This is a genomic window from Micromonospora haikouensis, assembly GCF_900091595.1.
GTDB classification, from domain to species: Bacteria; Actinomycetota; Actinomycetes; order Mycobacteriales; family Micromonosporaceae; genus Micromonospora; species Micromonospora haikouensis.
On the sequence record NZ_FMCW01000005.1, the window covers coordinates 174,934 to 193,573 of the forward strand.

Here is an 18,640-nt window from a genome sequence, read left to right on the forward strand (position 1 = left end):
CGGGTCAGCCCACGGGTGCGACGGCGGCCACCCGGGGCAGGACCTCCGCGCCGACCCGCTCGGCCTCCTCCCGGTGCGGCCAGCCGGACAGCACGAACTCGTCGACGCCGTGCGAGGCGTACTCGTCGATTCTGGCCGCGACCTCGGCGTAGCTGCCGACGAGCGCGGTGCCCGCGCCCTCGCGGACCAGGCCGATCCCGGCCCACAGGTTCGGCGCGACGGTGAGCGCGTCGGCGGACCCGCCGTGCAGGGCGGCCATCCGGGCCTGGCCGACGGAGTCCATCCGGTGGAACCGGGCCTGCGCGGCGGCGATCCGCTCGGGGCTCATCCCGGCCAGCAGCCGGTCCGCCTCGGCCCACGCCTCGCCCGCGGTCGGCCGGGCGATGACGTGCAGCCGCAAGCCGGTGCGCAGGGTGCGGCCCCGCTCGGCGGCCAGGGCCCGCACCCGGGCCACCCGGGCGGCGATCGCGGCCGGCGGCTCACCCCACATGAGGTACGCGTCGGCGTGCCGCGCCGCCACCGCCTCGGCGGCCGGGGACGCCCCGCCCAGGTAGACGGGCGGCGGCTCGGTCAGCGGGGCGGTCAGGCCGCCGCCGGCGATCCGGTAGTGCGCGCCGGTGAAGTCGAACGGGGTACCGCGCCAGGTGCGGCGGAGCACGTCGATGAACTCGCCGGTGCGCGCGTACCGGTCGTCGTGGTCGAGGAAGTCCCCGTACGCCCGCTGTTCGGCGGGGTCGCCGCCGGTGACGACGTTGAGCGCGAGCCGCCCGCCGGAGACGGCCTGGAATGCCTCGGCCTGGGCGGCGACCAGCGTGGGCAGGGCGAACCCGGTCCGCACGGCGACCAGCATGCCGATCCGGTCGGTGTGCTGGGCGACGGCGGCGCAGACGATCCACGGGTCGGGGCAGCCGGAGCCGACCGGGGTGAGCAGCGCGGCGAAGCCGGCCGCCTCGGCGGCCCGGGCGACCTCGGCCAGGTAGCCGACGGTGGCGGCCCGCTCGTGCCGGGCCGCGCCGGCGGTGACGGTGGCGGCGCCGACCTGGTGCCCGTCGCCGGACGTGGGGAGGAACCAGTGGTAGGTCACGTCGACCAAACCTAGCAAGAAGGTAGGAAAACCGGGAATAATCCCGAGCGCGAATCCCGCGATGTGGACGACTCTTGACGCCGCCGGAACGCTGCCCCAGTCTTCCTACCAACTAAGTAGGAATACTGCGGATTGGACATACGATGAGACGGCTACCCCTCCGTCGGACGGTGACCCTGGCCGCCCTCGCCGTGCTGGGCGCGGCGACCCTGGGAGCCACCGCCGCCTGCGGCGAGGACGACGGCGCGGCCGCGGGCGGCTCCGGCCCGGTCACGCTCCGGCTGGGCTACTTCCCCAACATCACCCACGCCCCGGCCGTCGTCGGGGTGGAGAAGGGCATCTTCGCCGAGAAGCTCGGCGGCGACGTCAAGCTGGAGACGAAGACCTTCAACGCCGGCCCGGCCGCCATCGAGGCGATCTTCTCCGGCGCGCTCGACGCGACGTACATCGGTCCCAACCCGACGGTCAACGCGTTCTCCAAGTCCAAGGGCGAGGCGGTCCGGGTGATCTCCGGCGCGGCGTCCGGCGGTGTGGCCCTGGTGGTCAAGCCGGAGATCACCTCCGTCGAGCAGCTCAAGGGCAAGAAGATCGCCACCCCGCAGCTCGGCAACACCCAGGACGTGGCGCTGCGCTACTGGCTCAAAGAGAAGGGGCTCACCGCCACCAAGGAGGGCGGCGGCGACGTCAAGGTCGTCCCCCAGGAGAACGCCCAGACCGTGGAGACGTTCAACAGCGGGACGATCGACGGGGCGTGGGTGCCCGAGCCGTTCGTCTCCCGGCTGGTCAACGCCGGCGGCAAGGTGCTCGTCGACGAGCGCGACCTGTGGCCGGACAAGAAGTTCGTCATCACCAACCTGATCGTCTCCACCAAGTTCCTCAAGGCCCACCCCGACGTGGTGAAGAAGCTGGTCGAGGGCCAGGTGGCGGCCAACGAGTTCGTCAACACCAAGCCCGACGAGTCGCAGCAGGCCATCTCCGACCACATCGGCAAGATCACCGGCAAGCCGCTGGACGTCAAGCTCATCAAGCAGGCGTGGCCGACGCTGGAGTTCACCAACGACCCCATCGCCTCCTCGCTGAAGGCCGGCCTGGACCACGCCGTCGCCGTCGAGCTGACCCAGCCGGTCAGCCTCGACGGGCTCTACGACCTGAAGTACCTCAACGAGGTGCTCAAGACCCAGGGCAAGCCCGAGGTCACCCAACCATGACGTCGACCACGACGACGCCACGCAGCGCGACCGGCTCGGTCGCGCTGCACGGCGTGACCAAGGTGTACGGGCAGGGCGAGCACGCCGTCCTCGCCCTGGACGGGGTCTCCCTCGACGTCGCGCCCGGCGAGTTCGTCTGCCTCGTGGGCGCCTCCGGCTGCGGCAAGAGCACCCTGCTCAACCTGGTCGCCGGCCTCGACAAGGTCAGCGGCGGGCGGATCGAGCTGGGCGACGGGGTCAACCCCGGCCTGATGTTCCAGGAGTCCGCCCTCTTCCCGTGGCTCACCGTCGAGGGCAACGTCGACGTGCCGCTCAAGCTGCGCCGGCTGCCCCGGGCGCAGCGCCGGGAACGGGTCGCCGAGCTGCTGCGCACGGTGCACCTGGCCGAGTTCGGCCGCAAGCGCCCGCACCAGCTCTCCGGCGGCATGCGGCAGCGGGTCGCGCTCGCCCGCACCCTCGCCCTGGACACCCCGGTCCTGCTGATGGACGAGCCGTTCGGCGCGCTCGACGCGATGACCCGGGACATCCTGCACGACGAGCTGGAGCGGATCTGGGCCGAGCGCAAGCTCACCGTGCTCTTCGTGACCCACAACGTCCGGGAGGCGGCGCGGCTCGCCGACCGGATCATCCTGCTGTCCAGCCGGCCCGGCCGGATCATCTACTCCACCCGGGTCGACGTGCCCCGGCCCCGACGCATCGACTCCCCGGAGATCGCGTCGATCGCCGCCGACGTCACCGACCGGCTCCGTACGGAGGTGGGCCGCCATGGCCAGTGACACGATCGCCGAGGCGCGCGCCGACGCGGAGATCTCCGGGCTCGATGCGCTGGAGATCGCCGGCCGGCAGAAGACGACCACCCGGGCCGCGACCCTCTGGGCGTCCACCTGGCCGAAGCTGGCCGCGCTCGCCATCGCCATCGCCGTCTGGCAGGTCGTGGTGTGGGCGGAGATCTGGCCGCCGTACTCGCTGCCCGGGCCCGGCCCGGTCTGGCAGGAGCTGGTCCGTCAGGCCAGCGGGCCGCAGCTCTGGGACGGCCTGGTCACCACCCTGCGCCGGGCCGCCCTCGGGTACGTCTTCTCCGTCGGCGTCGGCCTGCTGCTCGGCCTCGCCGTGGCCCGGTTCCGGGTGCTGCGGGCGGCCATCGGCTCGATGATCACCGCGTTGCAGACCATGCCGTCGATCGCCTGGTTCCCGCTGGCGATCCTGCTGTTCGAGCTCAGCGAGAAGGCCATCTTCTTCGTCGTGGTGCTCGGCGCGGCCCCGTCCATCGCCAACGGGGTGATCAGCGGGGTGGACTACGTGCCGCCGCTGCTGCAGCGGGCCGGGCGCAACCTCGGCGCCCGGGGGTTCAACCTCTACCGGTACGTCATCGCCCCGGCCGCCCTGCCCGCCATCGTCGCCGGGCTGAAGCAGGGCTGGGCGTTCTCCTGGCGCAGCCTGATGGCCGGCGAGCTGATCGTGGTGGGCATCTCGCAGACCTCGCTCGGCGCGCAACTGACGTACGCCCGGGAACTGGCCGACGCGCCCTGGCTGCTCTCCACGATGATTGTCATCCTGGTCGTCGGCCTCGGGGTCGACGCCGCGTTCGGGGCGGCGGACAGGGCGATCCGCCGCCGCTGGGGCGTGCTGGACCAGGCCGGGCAGTGACGTGTACGTCTCCGCGCGCAGCGACTACGCGCTCCGGGCCATGCTGGCCGTCGCCGCCACGGCCCGCGGCCCGGGCCCCGCGCCCGGCGGCGAACTGGCCAAGGCGGCGGCCCTGGCGGAGAGCCAGGCCATCCCGCTGAGCTTCCTCCAGGGCATCCTGCTCGACCTGCGGCGGGCCGGGCTGCTGTTCAGCCACCGGGGCACCGACGGCGGCTACGCCCTGGCCCGGCCGGCAACCGAGATCAGCGTCGGAGACGTGCTCCGCGCGGTCGGCGGGTCGCTCACCTCGGTGCGCGGCCTGCCGGCCGAGGTCGCCGGCTATCACGGCGTGGCCGCCGGACTGCGCGACGTGTGGCTGGCGGTCGACGGGGCGATCGCCCTGGTGGTGGACCGGACGACCCTGGCCGACCTGCTCACCGGTGAGGGCCGGGAGCCGGCCGCCCGGGACGGGGCCGCGGCGACGGCCGGGGCCGCCGCCGCGCCCGTCGCCGACCCGGTCGGCGGGGCCTGACCGGCCGGTCCACCGGCGAGGCGGTGCCGGCTCAGCGGGCTGGGCGGCACGGGCTCCCCGACTGGGCGCCGGCCGGCAGCACCACCCCGGCAGTCGGAGGTGCGGGATCAGCCGGCGGACCGGTCGGTCACCCCGATGACGGCGCCGGTGAGCTTCGCGTCCGCCCCGTCCGGGTTGTGCAGCCCCACCACCCCGGCGGGCTGTCGGGCACTGCGGGTGGGATGCCACGGCGAGAAGGCCGCCGCCGTGGCGAGCAGCAGCCCCGCCCCCGCGACCGCCAACACCACCAGCAGCTCCCGTGCCGCCCCCGACTCGACGTCGCCCGTCATGGTCTTCCTCCCCCCAGCAAGGCCGGTCCCCACCGGCCGTGTTCCCCCACAGCTAGCATCTTCCACCAGGCGCGCGGGCGACAGTCACCGATCGGACCCGCGCCTGCCTGATTCCCGACTCAGTAGCCTGATTATCGACTCAGCCAGGAGCCGGGGCGCGGTCCACGACCGGCGAGTGGGGCAGCCAGGAGCCGGAGCACGGCCCCTCCGGGCGGCGACGGGTCAGGCGGAACGCGGGCGACGCGGGCGACGCGACCGGCCCGACGCGCGGTGCCCGGTGCGTCGCCCGTCACCGCCCGCCGCGTCACGGCCGGCCGGGGTGTCCCCCTGGGCACCGGCGGAACGGGGCGTGCCGCCGGACGCGGCGGTGCCGTGGGCGGCGCGGGCGGACCGGGAGCCCCGGCCGGATGCCGCCGGGGCGGACCGCTGCGGCGGCGGGGCGACGACGGTCACCGGCACACCCGACGGCTCGCGGGCACCGGTGACCCGGGCCAGCGCCGCCTCCTCGCCCGGGCGGACCTGGGTGGCCTGCGGCCGGATGCCGGCGGTGGCCATCAGCCGGGACACCTCCCGGCGCTGCTCGGGCAGGACCAGGGTGACCACGGTCCCCGACTCGCCGGCCCGCGCCGTGCGCCCACCCCGGTGCAGGTAGTCCTTCGCCTCGGTCGGCGGGTCGACGTTGACCACCATGTCGAGGCCGTCGACGTGGATGCCCCGGGCCGCCACGTCGGTGGCGACCAGCGCGGTCACCTGACCGGTGCGGAACTGCTCCAGGATCCGGGTGCGCTGCGGCTGGGACTTGCCGCCGTGCAGGGCGGCGGCCCGCACGCCCTTGGCCAGCAGCTGGCGGGCCAGCCGGTCGGCGCGGTGCTTGGTGCCCATGAACAGGATGGTGCGGCCCTCGCGGGCCGCGATCCGGGTCAGCGTGGCCGGCTTGTCCTCCGCCTCGACGTGCAGCACGTGGTGGGTCATCGCGGTGACCGTGGCCGTGCCGGGGTCGACGGAGTGCGAGACCGGGTCGGTGAGGAACCGGCGGACCAGCTTGTCCACGCCGCCGTCGAGGGTGGCGGAGAAGAGCATCCGCTGGCCGTCGCCGGCCACCTGCTCCAGCAGCTTGGTGACCTGCGGCAGGAAGCCCATGTCGGCCATCTGGTCGGCCTCGTCCAGCACCGTCACGGCCACCTGGTCGAGCCGGGCGTCACCGCGGTTGATCAGGTCGTGCAGCCGGCCGGGGGTGGCCACGACCACCTCGGCACCGGCGCGCAGCGCGTCCGCCTGCCGCCCCAGCGACAGGCCGCCGACCACGGTGGCGACGCGCAGCCCCAGCACCCGGGCGTACGGGGCGAGCGCGGTGGTGACCTGCTGGGCCAGCTCACGGGTCGGCACCAGCACCAGCGCCAGCGGACGCCCGGGGCGAGCGCGGCGGCCGGCGGTGCGGTGCAGCAGCGGCAGCCCGAAGGCGAGGGTCTTGCCCGAGCCGGTGCGGCCCCGGCCGAGCACGTCCCGGCCGGCCAGCGAATCCGGCAGCGTCGCCGACTGGATCGGGAACGGCTCGGTGATGCCCTGCGCGGTCAGCTCGGCGAGCAGCGCGGGCGCCAGGCCGGTGGCAGAGAAAGAGGGCAGAACGGTGGTCATGGCGAAGCCTTCCTCGACGCGGCACGTGTCGAGGGAGGGCGCCGGGATGGCGCTGTCGACCGGCGGCGGGGCCGCCGGGACTCACAAGCACGAACCGAATGGGGTCGTGGCCGGCCCGCCGCACGAGGGGCGGACCGGCCACGTCGTCACGCCCGGAGGGCGCGACGGATGTTACGGGTGGAACGGGTGCCGGAGATCAGAGCGGGCGGATGTTCTCCGCCTGCGGGCCCTTCTGGCCCTGGGTGATCTCGAACTCGACCCGCTGGTTCTCGTCCAGGCTCCGGTAGCCGGAGGTCTGGATCGCCGAGAAGTGGGCGAAGACGTCGGCGCCGCCGCCGTCCGGGGTGATGAAGCCGAAGCCCTTGTCAGCGTTGAACCACTTGACGGTGCCAATTGCCATGTGTTTCGTCTCCTTGACGGAACGTCGGACCCGCACCTGTTGCGGGCCCGAAGAGGAGCGCTCCGCGCGGGATGCGCGAATCGCCTGTCGCTTCTGGTCGCCCCGCCCGGAGAACTCCGGACACAACAAAGAGCGCCTGGGGCCACAATCCGCCAGGCGCACACAGAGTCTCTGGGAACCATAACTGCAACGCAGCAAGGCTAGCACGGATCTTGTCGCCCGTCACCCGGAAATTCTTGGCCGCGCCCCGGCCGCCGGGGCGTCGGCGCCCGTGGCGACGTGGCCGCGGCCGGCCTCCGGCACGCCCGCGACCAGCGCGGTGAGCCCATCGGCGTCCAGCAGGTCCGCCGGGCGGACGGTCACCCCGTCCCGCACGTAGTGGAAGGCCGCGCCGACCCGGTCGACCGGCACCCCGGCCAGCTCGGCCCAGGCCAGCCGGTAGACGGCGAGCTGCACCGCCGCCGCCTCGGCCTCCACCCCGACCGGCTGCCGCCCGGTCTTCCAGTCCACCACGTCGAACCGCCCGCCCGGCCGGGCGAACACCGCGTCCATCCGGCCCCGCACCACCACCCCGGCGATCACCGTGGCGAACGGCACCTCCACCTCCACCGGCACCCGCTGCGCCCACTCTCCGGCCAGGAAGCGCGCCTGCAACTCCGCGAGAGCCTCGTCCGGCGCGGCGTCGGCGTCGGCCGCCCCGGGCAGCTCGTCCACGTCGAGCAGCCGGTCCGCGCCGAAGCGCTGCTCCAGCCAGGTGTGGAACGCGGTGCCCCGCCGGGCGTACGGGTTCGGCGCGCTCGGCATCGGCCGGCGCAGGGCGCGGGCCAGCTCACCCGGGTCGCGGCGCAGCGCCACCAGCTGGGTGACGGAAAGCTGCCCGGGCAGGACCACCTCGACCGCCCCCGCCCCGGCGACCAGCTCGGCCCGCTCGGCGAGGAGCAGGTCGGCCTCCCGCCGCCAGCGCGCCACCTCCGGGTCCTCGGCGACGACCGGCCCCCGCTCGTCGCCGGCGCGGCCGGAGCGTCCACCCGGGACGGCGGCCTCGCCACCGGGGGCGGCCGGGCCTGCACCCGGGGCGATCGGTTCTGCGTCCGGGTCGGCGAGGAAGCGGCGCACCAGCGCGGCGGCCTCGGCCAGCGCCGGACGGCGACCGCCCAGCGGATCGGCCGGCCACTCGGCGCGCAGCACCACCTCCGAGGTCGGGTTCACCGCGTCACCGGCCGGCTCCGGAGCCCACCGGTCCACCAGCAGCCCGTCGCCGCCGGAGCACGCGTCGTACACCTCCCGCAGGAACGCCGACGGGCCGCGCGGGCGCTTCGTCCCCTCGCCCCACCAGTAGCCGGAGCAGAGCAGCAGCCGCCGGGGGCGGGTCACCGCCACGTACGCCAGGCGGCGCTCCTCCCGCTCGTCGTGCGCCCGCCACGCGTCGGTGAAGTCGGCCAGCGCCCGCGCCACCGCGCGCTGGTCGGCGGCGTCGGCCAGGCCCAGCTCGGGCAGCCCGTCGGCGTCCCCGCGCAGCGGGAACGGCAACACCCCCAGCCCGCCCAGCCAGTGGTCGGAGTTGCGCACCGGCCCCGGCCAGACGCCCCGGCTCAGGCCGGCGACCGCCACCACGTCCCACTCCAGGCCCTTCGCGGCGTGCGCGGTGAGGATCTGCACCGCGCCGTCGACCACCTCCACCTCGCCCGGGGCGAGGCCGCGCTCCTCGTCCTCGGCGGCGGCCAGGTAGGCGAGGAACCCCGACAGGGTCGCCGCCGGGGACTCACCGCTGAACCGGGCCGCCACGTCGCCGAGGGCGTCCAGGTGGCCCCGGGCCAGGCCGGCGTCGCCGGTGCCGTCCCGGCCCGCCCGCACCGCCACCTCCACGTCCAGGCCGATGGTCCGCTCCACGTCCGCGATCAGCTCCGGCAGCGTCTGGTCCAGCCGGTAGCGCAGCAGGGCCAGCTCCTCGCCGTACGCGCGCAGCCGCGCGTAGCCCTGGTCGGAGTACGTTTGGGCCGGCCCGAGGTCGGCCAGCGCCTCCACGAGGGTGGCCTCGTCGAGCAGGTCCACGGCGACCTCCGGCTCGTCCCCGGCGGCGAGCCGGCGACGCTGGGCGGCGATCGACCGGGCCCGCCGGTGCAGGGCCACCAGGTCGCGCGGCCCGATCCGCCAACGCGCCCCGGTGAGCAGCCGCAGCAGCGCCGCCCCGTCGGTCGGGTCGGCCAGCACCCGCAGGGTGCACACCACGTCCCGCACCTCGGGGGTGTCCAGCAGGCCGCCCAGCCCCACCACCTCGACGGGCAGCCCCCGGGCGCGCAGCGCCGTGGCCAGCGCCGGGATCTGGCTGCGCAGCCGCACCAGCACGGCGGTGGTGGGCCGCAACGGCACCGGTACGTGCTCGGGCAGCGCGCCCGGCATCCCCGCCGCCCCCCGCCACGCCGCGAGAACGCTGTCGGCGATCCAGTCGGCCTCGTCGGCGTACGTCGGCAGGAGAGCGCAGTGCACGGTGCCGGCGGCCAGGCCACCCGGCGTGCGGTGGCCGATCGGGTCGGCGACGCTCAGCGCGGCGCGCAGCTCCGGCACCCGGGCCCCCGCCGCCCGCAGCGGCGTGGCCAGGGCGTTCGCCACCCCCAGGATCTCCGGGCGGTTACGCCAGCTCGTGGTGAGCCCCAGCACGGCGGCGGGCGTGCCGTCGACGCGGGCGAACTCGGCCGGGAAGCGGTCCAGGGTGCCCGCGCTGGCCCCGCGCCAGCCGTAGATCGACTGGCAGGGATCGCCGACGGCGGTCACCGGGTGACCGCCGCCGAACAGCGCGTTGAGCAGCACCACCTGCGCGTGGCTGGTGTCCTGGTATTCGTCGAGCAGCACCACCCGGAACCGGTCCCGCTCGATCGCCCCGACCGCCGGGTGGTCCCGGGCCACCCGGGCCGCCCGGGCGAGCTGGTCGGCGAAGTCCATCGCCTCGAAGTCGTCCTTGCGCCGGCCGTACGCGCGGACCAGCGGCAGCAGCTTCAGCCGGGTCTGCTGCAGGGCGAGCGCTTTGCGCACGTCGGCGTAGACCCGGCCGGGGCGGGACTGCACGTCGGCGAAGAACCGGCCCGTCCAGGCGGCCAGGGCGTCCGGGTCGACCAGGTGCTCGTCCAGCTCGCCGGCCAGGGCCAGCACCGCGTCGGTGATCGTGCTGGGCATCCGGTCCACGCCGGTCATGTCGCCGTCGTAGTTGCGCACCAGCAGGTCCACGAGCTGCCAGCGGGACGCCTCGGTGAGCAGCCGGGTGGTCGGCTCGTACCCGGCGCGCAGCCCGTGCTCGGTGACGATCCGCCCCGCGTACGAGTGGTAGGTGGACACCGTCGGCTCGCCGGCCAGCGGGTCGTCGAGCGGGTCACGGCCCCGCCGCCCCAGCCGGCGCACCAACTGGTCGAGCCGGGTACGCACCCGGTGCGCCAGCTCGCCGGCCGCCTTGCGGGTGAACGTCAGGCCGAGGACCTGCTCCGGCCGGACGTACGCGTTGGCCACCAGCCAGACCACCCGGGCGGCCATCGTCTCGGTCTTGCCCGAGCCGGCCCCCGCGACCACCAGCAGCGGCTCGACCGGCGCGGCGATGATCGCGGCCTGCTCCCGGGTGGGCGCGGGCAGCCGGAGCAGCTTCGCCAGCTCGACCGGCGTGTAGCGGGGGCCGGAGTCGGCGGCCCGGGGCGCCGGGGTGGCGGCGCTGAACAGGGCGGGCTGGGTCACGGGAGGTCCTCAGTTCGCGACTGCGCGACTCGCAAGCTCACTCTGGCTGCTCCCGGCGGAGGGTCGGCGGCTCGACCACCTGGCGCCCCTGCCCGGACACCGGGCAACTCGTGCGCACCGGGCAGACCCGGCACTTGGAGTTGGCGACCGCGGCGAAGGTGGCGGCGGCCATCGTATCGGCGGTGCGCCGGACCAGCGCGGTCGCCCAGCCGGCCGCCGGCCCCTGCCCCGCCGCCGGCTGGCTCTGCTCCCGGGCGTCGCGCGCCCCCGTGCCGAGCTGCACCAGGGCCGCCCCGCCGGACTCGTCGCCGTACTCGGCGAACGCCCCCGCCTCGACCGCCGCCTGGTACGCCCCGAGCTGCGGGTGCTCGCCGATCTCCCGCTCGGTGACCACGGTGGACTTGCCGGTCTTCAGGTCGACCACCACCAGCCGGCCGTCGGCGTCGACCTCCAGCCGGTCGACCCGGCCGGTCAGCTCGACGGGCCGCTGCGGGTCGTCCAGGCGCACGGCGAACTCGTGCTCGATGGCCAGCAGCCGGCGCGGGTTGCCCGCCAGCCAGCGCAGCAGCTTGTCCACCATCGCCTCGGCGCGTTCCCGCTCGGGGCCCACCATCCACCGGGCGGCCAGCTCGATCGCGTCGAACCGGGCCGCCACGTACTCCAGCAGCGCCGACCGGTCGGCGCTGGCGTCCTCGGCGAGCATCGCGGCGGCGTGCACCAGGTTGCCCACCCCCTGCGCGGCGCTGGCCGGGCCGCTGCCGCCGTGCCGTTCCAGCAGCCAGCGCAGGCTGCACCGCAAAGCGCTGTCCATGCCCGACGGGGTGACCCGCACCGGCTCCCCCTCGTCGACCAGCGGCCGGTCGTCGGAGAGGCCGCGCAGCCCCCACCAGTCGTCGGGGTGCGCGCCGGACACCCCGGCGGCGGCGAGGCGGGCCAGCTCGGCCGCCGCCGCGCTGCGCCGGTGGTAGGGCGCGGCCGGGTCGGCCACGGCGGTACGCAGCTCCGCCACCAACGCCGGCAGGGTCAGCGCCCGGGGCGGCCCGGCCACCGGCAGACTCCCCCGGCCAGGCTCCGCACCGCCGTCGGCCGGAGTGCCGGCCCCCGCCGCGCCGCCCGCATGGCCACCGCTCGCCACAGGGGTGGCCTCCGCTTCGCCGCTCGGCACAGGGCCGGTGTCGCCACCGCCGTCCGGGCCGCCGTCGGGGGTCTGGCCGGCGGAGTCGCCGCCCGGCGGCGGGGTCGGGTCCAGCTCGTACAGGAACCGGCTGGGCTGCTCCTCGTGGTCGTCGCCGCCCACCGCGGCCGAGGCGACCGCGCTGACCAGCAGCCGGCGGCGGGCCCGGGTCACGGCCACGTGGAAGAGCCGGCGCTCCTCGTCGAGCAGGGCGGAGGTCTGCCCGACGAGGACCGCCCGCCCGCCGTCGCCCGGAGCCTGCCCACCGCGGCCGCCGTCGCCGGCGGCCCGCCCGGTCTGGCCGATGTCGTACCCGCCGATGTCGTGCCCGCCGGCGTCGCGGCCGGCGAGCACGTCCACCAGGCGCTCGGAGCCGAGCAGGCTGCCGCGCAGCCGCAGGTCCGGCCAGACGCCCTCCTGCACCCCGGCGACGGCGACCAGGTCCCACTCCAGCCCCTTCGCCGCGTGCGCGGTGAGCAGCCGGACGGCCTCCCCCCGGTCCGCCGTCGGCGCCAGGGTGTCGGCCGGCAGATCCTGGCCGAGCACGTGGTCGAGGAAGACCTCGGTGCGCGCACCGGGCAGCCGGTCGGCGAACCGGGCCGCCGCGTCGAAGAGCACCAGCACGGCGTCGAGATCCCGGTCGGCGGCCTCGGCCCGCCACCGCCGCGCGGTCTCGTGCTCCCCGGTCGCCGCCCGGCCGAGCGCGATCGCGCCCGCCCAGCGTTCGGCCAGGCCGCTGGCGTCCCACACCGCCCAGAGCACGTCCTCGGCGGTGGCACCCGGTCGCTGGGCCGCCTCCCGGGCGATCGCCAGCAGCCCGGCCACCGCCTGCGCCGGCTCCGCCCAGTGCCGGTCGATCCCGGACAGCTCCTCCGGGTCACGCAGCGCGTCGACGATCAGCTCGCCGGAGGGGCGGCGGTCACCGATCGCCAGGGCGAGCGCCCGCAGCCCCTGGCGCAGCCGCCGCTCGGCCAGCGGGTCGGCCCCGCCCAGCGGCGAGTGCAGCAGCGCCACCGCCGCCTCCTCGTCCAACCGGGCCGGCTCCAGGGCGCAGCGCAGCAGGAGCAGCAGCGGGGCGACCGCCGGCTGGAGGTGCAGCGGCAGGTCCTCGCCGTGCACCACGGTCGGCACCCCGGCCGTGTGCAGGGCCCGGCGCAGCGCCGGCAACTGCCGGGCCGTCGAGCGCACCAGCACCGCCATCCGCGACCACGGCACCCCGTCGAGCAGGTGCGCGGCGCGCAGCGCCTGGGCCAGCCAGGCGGCCTCGCTGGTGGCCGAGCGGAAGGTGCGCACCTCCACCGTGCCGGGTGGGGCGTCGGGCAGCGGGCGCAGCCGCCGGTGGGCCGCCGGGCCACGCAGCCGGCCGGCGAGCCGCCGGGTCGCGGCGATCAGCCCCGGCCCCGCCCGGTACGACGTGGTCAGCACGACCTGGGCGGCCGGCGCCCCGGAGGCGGTGCGGAAGCGGTGCGGGAAGGCGGCCACCCCGGCCGGGTCGGTGCCCCGGAACGCGTACGTGGCCGAGTCGGGGTCGGCGAACGCGACCAGGGACTTGCCGCCGCCGGCCAGCACGGCGAGCAGGTCGAGCTGGGCGGGGTCGGTGTCGGCCAGCTCGTCGACGTAGACGTGGGCGAGGCGGCGGCGCTCGGCGTCCAGCAGCCCCGGGTCGTCGAGCAGCAGGCCGGTGGCGGCCCGGACCAGCTCTGCCGGATCGTACGCGACCGAGCCGCGGTTGCTGACGTCGCGCAGCGCGAGCACGGCCACGTACTCCCGCAGGAAACGCGCGGCGGCCGGCCAGTCGGCGCGGCCCAGCCGCTCGCCCAACCGGGCCAGCTCCACCGGGCCCACCCCGCGCTCCGCCGCCCGCATCAGCAGGTCGCGAAGCTGGGCCGCGAACGCCCGGGTACGCAGAGCCGGCCGCAGGTCCTCCGGCCAGCCGACCGGGTCGTCGTCGGGCTCCTCGCCGACCACGTCCAGCAACTCCCGGATGATCAGATCCTGCTCGGGGCCGGTGAGCAGGCGCGGCGACGGCTCGCCCCGTTCGGCGGCGGCCCGGCGCAGCAGCCCGTAGGCGTACGCCGGGAAGGTGCGCACCAGCGGCTCGCGCAGCACCCGCTGCCCGTCGCCGGCCACCCGGGCCTCGATCCGGCGGCGCAGGTCGGTGGCCTGCCGCCGGCCGAAGGTGAGCACCAGGACCCGCTCCGGGTCGACCCCCTCGGCCACCCGGGCGGCGACCGCCTCCACCAGCACGCTGCTCTTGCCGGTGCCCGGCCCACCGACGACCAGCATCGGCCCGTCGGTGTGCGCCACGACCTCGGCCTGCACCGGGTCGTCCCGCCACCCGTCGCCCCACGCCAGCCCCGCCGCGCCACCCCGCACGTCGTCGCCCGGCGGTGTGTCATCGTCGTGCCGCGTGCCATCGTCTTGCCGCACGTCGACGTCCTGCCGCAGGTCAACGCGCTGCCGCAGGCCAACGGGCTGCCGAACGTCGTCGCCCGGCCGCACGCCAACGCCCTGCCGCGCGCCGTTGTCGAACCCGCCGTGACCGGTCTGCCCGCCGTGGTCGGCCTGCGCGCCATCGCCGCCCGGCCCGCCGGCCCGACGCTCCCGCCCGGCCGCCCCTTCGGGCCGACCGCCCCCCAACGCCGCCCCGTCGGACCGGCGGTCCCCCCGGGCCGCCTCGACAGGCCGGCGCACCAGCCGGTACGCCTGCATCCCCCCATCCCACCACGCCCCACCGACACTCACCCCACCCCGGGCCTCCCCGCCCCGCTCCGCCTCCTCCCACCCCCGCCCCGGCCCCTCCCTCCGCAGCCTCGCCCTGCGGGGGGCGGGAGGAGGCAGGGCGGGGTGGAGCAAGGGGCAAGGGGCAAGGGGGCGGGTCAGGGGAGGTGGGATTCCAGGGTGGTCAGGGCGGCGGAGATGGTGTCGGCCACCAGGAGGAGGTCCTGGCCCGCCGGCTTGAGGAAGTGGCGGTCCGTGAGGGTGGTGAGCCAGTCGAGCAGGGGGCGGTAGAAGCCGTCCGTGTCGACCAGCACCATCGGCTTGGTGTGCAGGGCGAGGGTGGCGGTCGTCCACACCTCGAACAGCTCGTCCAGGGTGCCCAGCCCGCCGGGCAGGGTGAGGAAGGCGTCCGACTTCTCGATCATCAGCGTCTTGCGGTCGGCCATGCTGGCGGTGACCAGCAGCTCGTCCGAGGCGAGGTCGGCGACCTCCAGGTCGACCAGGGACTGCGGGATCACCCCGACCGTGCGGCCGCCGGCCGACCGGGCACCGTCCACCACCGCCCCCATCATCCCGACGCAGCCGCCGCCGCTGACCAGGGTGTGCCCGCGCCGGGCGATCTCCCGGCCGGTCTCGGCGGCGAGGTCCAGCCAGCGCTGGTCGAGGGTGCGGGAGGACGCGCAGAACACGCAGATCGCGGCCACCGGCTCAGCCCTCCCGGGCCTGGTCGGCGGCGGCACCCTCGGCAGCGGCCCGCTGGTCGGCCTCGGTGCGCGCGACCGCCTCCTCGCGGATCGCCTCCTGCTCGGCGGAGAGGGCCGCCTCGGCGGCCACGATGTGCCGCACGGCGGCGTCCACGTCGTCGGTGAGGCAGATCAGCTCCAGGTCGACCGGCCCGATCTTGCCGTCGGCGGCCATCGTGTCGCGCAGCCAGTCGAGCAGGCCCCGCCAGTAGTCCGTGCCCATCAGCACCACCGGGAACCGGGTGACCTTGCCGGTCTGCACCAGCGTCAACGCCTCGAACAGCTCGTCCATGGTGCCGAACCCGCCGGGCAGCACCACGAACGCCTGGGCGTACTTGACGAACATGGTCTTGCGGGCGAAGAAGTAGCGGAAGTCGATGGCCAGGTCGACCCAGTCGTTGAGGCCCTGCTCGAAGGGCAGCTCGATGCCGAGCCCGACGGAGAGCCCGCCGGCCTCGCTGGCGCCCCGGTTGGCCGCCTCCATCACGCCCGGCCCGCCGCCGGTGATCACGGCGTAGCCCGCGCGGGCCAGGGCGGCGCCCAGTTCCTCGGCCAGCCGACACTCGGGGCTGTCCGGCTTGCTGCGGGCGGAGCCGAAGACGCTGACCGCGGGCGGCAGGTCGGCCAGGGTGTCGAAACCCTCCACGAACTCGGACAGGATGCGCAGCGCCCGCCAGGCGTCCTTCGTCTTCCAGTCGCCACGGCCACGCGAGTCCAGCAGCCGCTGGTCGGCGGTGCTGGTCGGGATCGCGCCGCGACGCAGCGTGACCGCGCCCCGGTGCCGCTCCCGCCCCGGCTCGCGGGCCGGACCGCGCCCGCCGCTGTCGCTCCTGGCAGCCCTGTCACTCATGGAAGCAACCGTAGTGGAGGGGCGGTAGCGGGGTGCGACGCCCGCACCAGGGGCGGGTCGGAGAAATTTTCCGCGACCAGGGCAACTAATTCGCTCGCCCGTACGTCTTACCATTCATATACCGGGTATGCCCCGGCACGCGCCTTCGGGGGAGGAGCCAGCGTGATCAGCAACAGCGAGATGATCCGGATCCGTCGGCAGATGCAGCGGCGGATCCGGGACGTGGTGGCCGAGCGCCGCCGCGCCCGGCAGATGGAAGCCCCCGTCGCCGACCTCACCGGCGACCCGACCGACACCCGCCCCGAGTCGTCCCTGGCCCCGACCGCCTGACCGACCGACGCACGTCGCCGGGGCGGCCCGCCCACCGCAGCGCGGTGCAGCGGGCCGCCCCGGCGCGTCCGCGCCGGCACCCGTGCGCTCAGGGCCGGGCCGGCACCCGTGCGCTCAGGCCGCGCCGGCCCCGGGGCGCTCAGGCCGGGGCGAGCCAGCGGTGCAGGGTCGCCGCGCCGTCGCGGATCTTGCCGATCTCGACGTGCTCGTCGGGGTGGTGGGCCAGGTTGGGGTCGCCCGGGCCGAAGTTGAGCGCGGGGATGCCCATCGCGGCGAACCGGGCCACGTCCGTCCAGCCGAGCTTGCCGATCGGCGCGGCGCCGACGGCGGCCAGGAACTCCTTCGCCGGGGCCGCCTCCAGCCCGGGCGCCGCCCCGGCGGCCACGTCGGTCACCCGCAGCTCGAAGCCGTCGAAGACCTCGCGCAGGTGCGCCTCGGCCTCGGCCGGCGTCCGGTCGGGCGCGAACCGGTAGTTGACCTCGATCTCGCACCGGTCGGGCACCACGTTGCCGGCGACGCCGCCGCTGATCCGCACCGCGTTCATGCCCTCGCGGTAGTCGCAGCCGTCGATGGTGACGCGCCGCGCCTCGTACGTCGAGAGGCGGCGCAGCACCTCGCCCGCGCCGTGGATGGCGTTCACCCCGTGCCAGGAGCGCGCCGAGTGGGCCCGTACGCCGGTGGTGGTCACCACCGACCGCATGGTCCCCTGGCAGCCGGCCTCGACGATGCCGTACGTCGGCTCCAGCAGCACGGCGAAGTCCGCCTGGAGCCACTCCGGGTGCGCCTCGGCGACGAGGAAGAGCCCGTTGTACTTGGACTCGATCTCCTCGGCCTCGTAGAAGAAGTACGTCACGTCGTATCGCGGGTCGGGCAGGGTGACCGCCAGGTGCAGCGCGTACGCGACGCCGGACTTCATGTCGGAGGTGCCGCAGCCGTACATGAGGTCGCCGCGCATGGTCGACGGGAAGTTGTTGTTCAGCGGCACGGTGTCCAGGTGCCCGGCGAGCACGACCCGGGAGGCCCGCCCCAGGTCGGTGCGCGCCATCACGGTGTTGCCGTGCCGGAACGTGGTCAGGTGCGGCACCCCGCGCAGCACCTCCTCGACGCAGTCGGCGATGGCCTTCTCGTGGAGGGAGACGGACTCTATGTCGACCAGTGCACGGGTCAACGCCACCGGATCGGCGAGGACCTCGGGGGTCAGCGGGTTCTCCATGGTTCGCACGGTACCGTCACAGGCGTGACGACTGCACAGCCTGCGTGGGGCATCGGCCTGGCCACGATCACCGCTGACGAGCAGGTGCTCGACACCTGGTATCCGACGGGCAAGCTGGGGCTCGGCGAGCTGCCGCTGGTCCCGGGCGAGGACGAGGCGGACGTGCTGGACCTGCCGCCGGGGGCGGTCGGCGAGCGGGCGCTGCCGGGGCTGCGTACGGTCCAGGTGGTCACCGTGATCGGCTCGCTGGACGACCCGATCTCCGACGCCGCGGACGCGTACCTCAGGTTGCACCTGCTGTCCCACCGCCTGGTGCGGCCCAACGAGCTGAACCTCGACGGCATCTTCGGCAAGCTGGCGAACGTGGCCTGGACGTCGGCCGGGCCGTGCCCGCCGGAGCGGGTGGACGAGCTGCGGGTGATCGAGCGGGCCGCCGGCCGCCACCTGGCCGTCCACGGGGTGGACAAGTTCCCCCGGATGACCGACTACGTGGTGCCCTCCGGGGTGCGGATCGCCGACGCGGACCGCGTCCGGCTCGGCGCGCACCTGGCCGCCGGCACCACGGTCATGCACGAGGGCTTCGTCAACTTCAACGCCGGCACGCTGGGCACCTCGATGGTCGAGGGGCGGATCGTGCAGGGCGTGGTGGTCGGCGACGGCTCCGACATCGGCGGCGGCGCGTCGATCATGGGCACCCTCTCCGGCGGCGGCACCGACCGGGTGCGCATCGGCGAGCGGAGCCTGGTCGGTGCGAACGCGGGCGTCGGCATCTCGCTCGGCGACGACTGCGTGGTCGAGGCCGGCTGCTACGTCACGGCGGCCTCGAAGATCACCCTGCCGGACGGTCGGGTGGTCAAGGCCCGCGAGCTGTCCGGGGTGGACGGGTTGCTGTTCTGGCGCAACTCGGTCACCGGCGCGCTGGAGGCCCGCCCGCGCACGGGCCGGGGCATCGAGCTGAACGCCGCCCTGCACGCCAACGACTGACGCCCCGCGCGGGACGGGCGACGGCGGCCTGCGCGCCGACGGGCGACGGTAGGGCCGCACGTCCGGGCCCGGCGGGATGGGACCGCCGGGCCCG

The 18,640-nt window shown here is 75.6% G+C and carries 15 protein-coding genes; 6 read left to right on the forward strand and 9 right to left on the reverse strand.

All coding sequences use genetic code 11. From position 1 onward, the window contains the following. Positions 1 to 4: 4 nt before the first annotated feature. The gene (locus tag GA0070558_RS07110) at positions 5 to 1,084 is read right to left on the reverse strand and encodes an LLM class flavin-dependent oxidoreductase (protein ID WP_077938424.1); all 1,080 of its coding nucleotides are present in this window, start codon (positions 1,082 to 1,084) and stop codon (positions 5 to 7) included. 143 nt (positions 1,085 to 1,227) lie between these two features. Between GA0070558_RS07110 and GA0070558_RS07115 the strand changes: the two genes are divergently transcribed. The 4 genes from GA0070558_RS07115 to GA0070558_RS07130 are packed head-to-tail and all read left to right on the forward strand — an operon-like array spanning position 1,228 to position 4,450. Further along, positions 1,228 to 2,292, forward strand: a complete 1,065-nt coding sequence (locus GA0070558_RS07115; protein WP_091277022.1) for an ABC transporter substrate-binding protein — start codon at positions 1,228 to 1,230, stop codon at positions 2,290 to 2,292. Continuing rightward, complete coding sequence (locus tag GA0070558_RS07120; RefSeq protein ID WP_043965821.1) at positions 2,289 to 3,068, forward strand: ABC transporter ATP-binding protein; 780 nt, start codon at positions 2,289 to 2,291, stop codon at positions 3,066 to 3,068. The genes GA0070558_RS07115 and GA0070558_RS07120 overlap by 4 nt, the downstream gene beginning before the upstream one ends. Continuing rightward, complete coding sequence (locus GA0070558_RS07125; RefSeq protein WP_091277025.1) at positions 3,058 to 3,939, forward strand: ABC transporter permease; 882 nt, start codon at positions 3,058 to 3,060, stop codon at positions 3,937 to 3,939. The genes GA0070558_RS07120 and GA0070558_RS07125 overlap by 11 nt, the downstream gene beginning before the upstream one ends. Before the next feature lies 1 nt (position 3,940). Continuing rightward, complete coding sequence (locus GA0070558_RS07130; RefSeq protein WP_091277028.1) at positions 3,941 to 4,450, forward strand: RrF2 family transcriptional regulator; 510 nt, start codon at positions 3,941 to 3,943, stop codon at positions 4,448 to 4,450. Between the two features lie 107 nt (positions 4,451 to 4,557). On the opposite strand, the gene GA0070558_RS07135 is transcribed toward GA0070558_RS07130, so the two are convergent. The 7 genes from GA0070558_RS07135 to GA0070558_RS07165 form a co-directional block, all read right to left on the reverse strand. Beyond that, the gene (locus GA0070558_RS07135) at positions 4,558 to 4,779 is read right to left on the reverse strand and encodes a hypothetical protein (RefSeq protein ID WP_043965817.1); all 222 of its coding nucleotides are present in this window, start codon (positions 4,777 to 4,779) and stop codon (positions 4,558 to 4,560) included. A gap of 222 nt (positions 4,780 to 5,001) precedes the next feature. Next, positions 5,002 to 6,414 (reverse strand): DEAD/DEAH box helicase, encoded by a 1,413-nt coding sequence (locus GA0070558_RS07140; RefSeq protein ID WP_077938420.1) that lies wholly within the window; start codon positions 6,412 to 6,414, stop codon positions 5,002 to 5,004. 196 nt (positions 6,415 to 6,610) lie between these two features. After that, positions 6,611 to 6,814, reverse strand: coding sequence for a cold-shock protein (locus GA0070558_RS07145; protein WP_043965813.1), 204 nt, complete (start codon positions 6,812 to 6,814; stop codon positions 6,611 to 6,613). 222 nt (positions 6,815 to 7,036) lie between these two features. Further along, the gene (locus GA0070558_RS07150) at positions 7,037 to 10,531 is read right to left on the reverse strand and encodes an ATP-dependent helicase (protein ID WP_091277032.1); all 3,495 of its coding nucleotides are present in this window, start codon (positions 10,529 to 10,531) and stop codon (positions 7,037 to 7,039) included. A 37-nt stretch (positions 10,532 to 10,568) separates the two neighbouring features. Further along, positions 10,569 to 14,081 (reverse strand): ATP-dependent helicase, encoded by a 3,513-nt coding sequence (locus tag GA0070558_RS07155; RefSeq protein WP_256091807.1) that lies wholly within the window; start codon positions 14,079 to 14,081, stop codon positions 10,569 to 10,571. Between the two features lie 503 nt (positions 14,082 to 14,584). Next, positions 14,585 to 15,130 (reverse strand): LOG family protein, encoded by a 546-nt coding sequence (locus GA0070558_RS07160; protein ID WP_091277035.1) that lies wholly within the window; start codon positions 15,128 to 15,130, stop codon positions 14,585 to 14,587. Between the two features lie 4 nt (positions 15,131 to 15,134). Further along, positions 15,135 to 16,019 carry an LOG family protein gene (locus GA0070558_RS07165; protein WP_091277038.1) on the reverse strand — a complete coding sequence of 295 codons (885 nt, stop codon included), beginning with the start codon at positions 16,017 to 16,019 and terminating at the stop codon, positions 15,135 to 15,137. Positions 16,020 to 16,181: 162 nt separating this feature from the next. Here GA0070558_RS07165 and GA0070558_RS33295 point away from each other — a divergent pair, with 162 nt between their 5' ends. Beyond that, a complete protein-coding gene (locus GA0070558_RS33295) occupies positions 16,182 to 16,349 on the forward strand; it encodes a hypothetical protein (protein ID WP_176734129.1) in 168 nt (55 codons plus the stop codon). A 139-nt stretch (positions 16,350 to 16,488) separates the two neighbouring features. Here GA0070558_RS33295 and dapE read toward each other — a convergent pair whose 3' ends face one another. After that, positions 16,489 to 17,562, reverse strand: a complete 1,074-nt coding sequence (gene dapE, locus GA0070558_RS07170) for a succinyl-diaminopimelate desuccinylase (RefSeq protein WP_077936743.1) — start codon at positions 17,560 to 17,562, stop codon at positions 16,489 to 16,491. 24 nt (positions 17,563 to 17,586) lie between these two features. Between dapE and dapD the strand changes: the two genes are divergently transcribed. Then, positions 17,587 to 18,546, forward strand: a complete 960-nt coding sequence (gene dapD / locus GA0070558_RS07175) for a 2,3,4,5-tetrahydropyridine-2,6-dicarboxylate N-succinyltransferase (RefSeq protein WP_091277042.1) — start codon at positions 17,587 to 17,589, stop codon at positions 18,544 to 18,546. Positions 18,547 to 18,640 lie beyond the last annotated feature (94 nt).

What these genes read in the sequence shown, in the direction of transcription:
- GA0070558_RS07115 (WP_091277022.1), top strand. Translation starts at nt 1,228, where the DNA reads ATGAGACGGCTACCCCTCCGTCGGACGGTGACCCTGGCCGCCCTCGCC.
- GA0070558_RS07120 (WP_043965821.1), top strand. Translation starts at nt 2,289, where the DNA reads ATGACGTCGACCACGACGACGCCACGCAGCGCGACCGGCTCGGTCGCG.
- GA0070558_RS07125 (WP_091277025.1), top strand. Translation starts at nt 3,058, where the DNA reads ATGGCCAGTGACACGATCGCCGAGGCGCGCGCCGACGCGGAGATCTCC.
- GA0070558_RS07135 (WP_043965817.1), bottom strand. Translation starts at nt 4,779, where the DNA reads ATGACGGGCGACGTCGAGTCGGGGGCGGCACGGGAGCTGCTGGTGGTG.
- GA0070558_RS07140 (WP_077938420.1), bottom strand. Translation starts at nt 6,414, where the DNA reads ATGACCACCGTTCTGCCCTCTTTCTCTGCCACCGGCCTGGCGCCCGCG.
- GA0070558_RS07145 (WP_043965813.1), bottom strand. Translation starts at nt 6,814, where the DNA reads ATGGCAATTGGCACCGTCAAGTGGTTCAACGCTGACAAGGGCTTCGGC.
- GA0070558_RS07165 (WP_091277038.1), bottom strand. Translation starts at nt 16,019, where the DNA reads ATGAGTGACAGGGCTGCCAGGAGCGACAGCGGCGGGCGCGGTCCGGCC.
- dapE (WP_077936743.1), bottom strand. Translation starts at nt 17,562, where the DNA reads ATGGAGAACCCGCTGACCCCCGAGGTCCTCGCCGATCCGGTGGCGTTG.